2 protein-coding genes are annotated in these 2,775 nt (G+C 67.7%); both read right to left on the bottom strand.

Translation table 11 applies throughout. The features are described from left to right. On the bottom strand, positions 1-2,151 hold a 2,151-nt coding region (locus DMB66_RS58850), incomplete at its 3' end, for a PQQ-dependent sugar dehydrogenase (protein WP_125812593.1). Between the two features lie 207 nt (positions 2,152-2,358). Further along, positions 2,359-2,721 (bottom strand): PH domain-containing protein, encoded by a 363-nt coding sequence (locus DMB66_RS58845; RefSeq protein ID WP_125812592.1) that lies wholly within the window; start codon positions 2,719-2,721, stop codon positions 2,359-2,361. Positions 2,722-2,775: the final 54 nt, after the last annotated feature.

The raw sequence follows: 2,775 nt of genomic DNA, 5'->3' as shown, positions 1-2,775 counted from the left end.
CTCGAACGCGATCCAGTCGCCGTTGTTGACGTTCCCGATGGTCTGGCCGCCCTCGGCCGCGGACTTGGTGATCTTGTCGACGCCGGACGACGTCTTGAAGTGCTCGGCCTGCCGGCGCCGCGGTTGCAGCGTGTGCTGGGTGTGCGTGGTCAGGCCGCCGGCGTCGGTGTACTCCGCGTCGAAGACCGCGAAGATGTTGGCCGCCGAGTCGTGCTCGCCGTCGACCGGGATGGTGATCGTGCCGGTGCAGCCGTTCTGCGAGGTGATCTGGTGACCGTGGTTGTCGTGCCCGAGGACGTAGGTCATCTTCACGGCCGCGCAGTTGATCGAGCTGTCCTCCGGGTCGGTGACCGTGATGGAGAACGGGACGGTGTCGCCGTACGAGAACAGGGCGCCGTTCGGCGGATTGTTGATCTTCACCGTCGGTGCGGTGTTGCCGACCGTGATGGTGACGTTCGCGGTGCCGGTCAGCCCCTCGGCGTCCTTCACGGTCAGGGTGACCTGGTACGTCCCGTTCTCGGGGTAGGTCTTCGCCGGGTTGGCCGCGGTGGAGGTGGTGCCGTCGCCGAAGTTCCACGAGTGGGTGAGCGCGGTGCCCTCCGGATCGGACGATCCCGCCGAGGAGAAGGTCACGCTCAGCGGCGCCTGGCCGTTGGTCCGGTCCGCACCCGCCACCGCGGTCGGCGCCCGGTTCGAGCCGGCCAGGTAGTCGAAGCGGTACAGCGCGGAGTTGAAGTCACCGTTGAAGTAGCCGGTGCCGTAGTCCAGGACGTAGAGCGAGCCCTCCGGCCCGAACGCCATGTCCATCACCTGCTTGCCGGACCAGGGGAAGGCCGAGATCGCACCGGCCGAGCCGTCCGCTCCGACGTGGATCGGCTTGATCCAGCCGCGGCCGAGCTCCCCGGCGAAGAAGTGCCCGTCGAGCGTGGCCGGGAACTTGGTGGGGGAGACCAGGTCCGGGTCGAAGCGGTAGACCGGGCCACCCATCGGGGACTCGGAGCCGCCGCCGAACTCGGGCGGGGTGCCGGCGTCGCCGCCGTACCGGATCCAGGCCGGCCGGGCCGGCGGCAGCTTGGTCTGGCCGGTGTTGCGGAACGAGTTGTTCGTCGGTCCGCCGGCGCAGTCGAATTTGGCACCCGTGGAGTTGGTGGCGAAGTTCCACTCGTTGTACGTCTCGGTGCTGGTGTTGGTGCCCGTGCAGTACGGCCAGCCGTAGTTGCCCGGGCTGGTGATCCGGTTGAACTCGACCTGGCCACCGGGCCCGCGGTTGGCGTCGGTGGACCCCGCGTCGGGGCCGTAGTCGCCGAGGTAGACGACGCCGGTGGCCTTGTCCACGCTCATCCGGAACGGGTTGCGGAAGCCCATGGCGTAGATCTCGGGCCGGGTGTTCGCGGTGCCCGGCGCGAACAGGTTGCCCGCCGGGACGCCGTACGTCCCGTTCGCGTTCACCTTGATCCGCAGTACCTTGCCGCGCAGGTCGTTGGTGTTGCCGGCCGAGCGCTGCGCGTCGTAGCCGGGGTTGCGGTCGGTGCGCTCGTCCAGCGGCGAGTATCCGGACGAGTCGAACGGGTTGCTGTCGTCGCCGGTGGACAGATAGAGGTTGCCCGCCGCGTCGAAGTCGATGTCGCCGCCGACATGGCAGCACAGACCGCGGGTCGCCGGTACGTCGAGAACGTCGACCTTGCTCGCCGCGTTCAGGGTGAAGTCGGCGTTGAGCGTGTAGCGGGAGAGTCGGTTGACGCCCACCCAGGCGGAGAAGTCCGAGCTGCTGGCCGGGGCGTCGCCGGTCGGGGTGCTCAGCGGCGGCGCGTAGTAGAGGTAGATCTGCCGGTTGGTGGCGAAGCCCGGGTCGACGCCGACGCCCTGCAGGCCTTCCTCGTCGTGGCTGTAGACCGCTAGCGTGCCGATGACGGTGGTGGTGCCGCTCTTGTCGGTGCGGCGCAGCGTGCCGTTGCGGGCGGTGTGCAGCACGGATGAGTCGGGCAGGACGGCGATGGCCATCGGCTCGCCCACCTCGTCGGCGCCCTTGGCGAGCGTCACCTGCTGGAAGTCGGCGGGGTCGATGTCGTGGGCCGAGGTGGGCGCGGCGGTGGCGACGAGGCCGGCGGCCGCGAGTAGCGCCACCCCGATTCCGTATAGAAACTTTCGCATTTATCGATGTCCTGACGTAGGGGATTGCCAGGGTGGCCCGGGGCGACCGCGCCGCATGTTACTGGCGTGTAACAGTGAGCAAACGGTAGTAACTTCTTGTGCGGCTGTCCACACTTTCTGCCAGGGCCTATGAACTTTCGTCGAAATCGACAAAAAGAAGCGCCGCCCGGCGAGGGCGGCGCGGCGGCAGGTGGCGGGACTTGTCGGTCAGGACGCGTAATGCAGGATCACGTTGTGCACGTGCTGGGTCTTCTCCGAACCGCGGAACTCGACCTCGTAGGTGTGGGTGCCCACGCTGATCGCGATCGTGCCGGTCGAGAAGAACTGGCCGGCCCAGCTCTTGTTGCTGACCACGCTCACGCTGCTCACCTTGGAGTAGGGGATGCTGGTGATCGCGAAGCGCTTACCGACGAAGGACTTGTCCTGGATGATCACCCGGCGGGTGGTGAGGCCGATGAAACCGGTGCCGGCGCCGACGGCGTCGTACACCGCGATGATCTGTTCACCCTCGAGCAGGCCGCTCTCGATCTGCTGGAGCTGGCCCTTGCTGTCGTATATCGGCGCCGTCATGGTCAAGAGGCTACTGGGAGCCCACCACGGTGCGGTAGGCGTCCTCGATGCGCG

This window comes from Actinoplanes sp. ATCC 53533 (assembly GCF_003947245.1).
Note: the sequence above shows the minus strand (reverse complement) of the source record. Positions and strands in the feature narration are given on the sequence as shown.

Coding starts and splice junctions, on each gene's coding strand:
- DMB66_RS58845 (WP_125812592.1), bottom strand. CDS start 2,721: ATGACGGCGCCGATATACGACAGCAAGGGCCAGCTCCAGCAGATCGAG.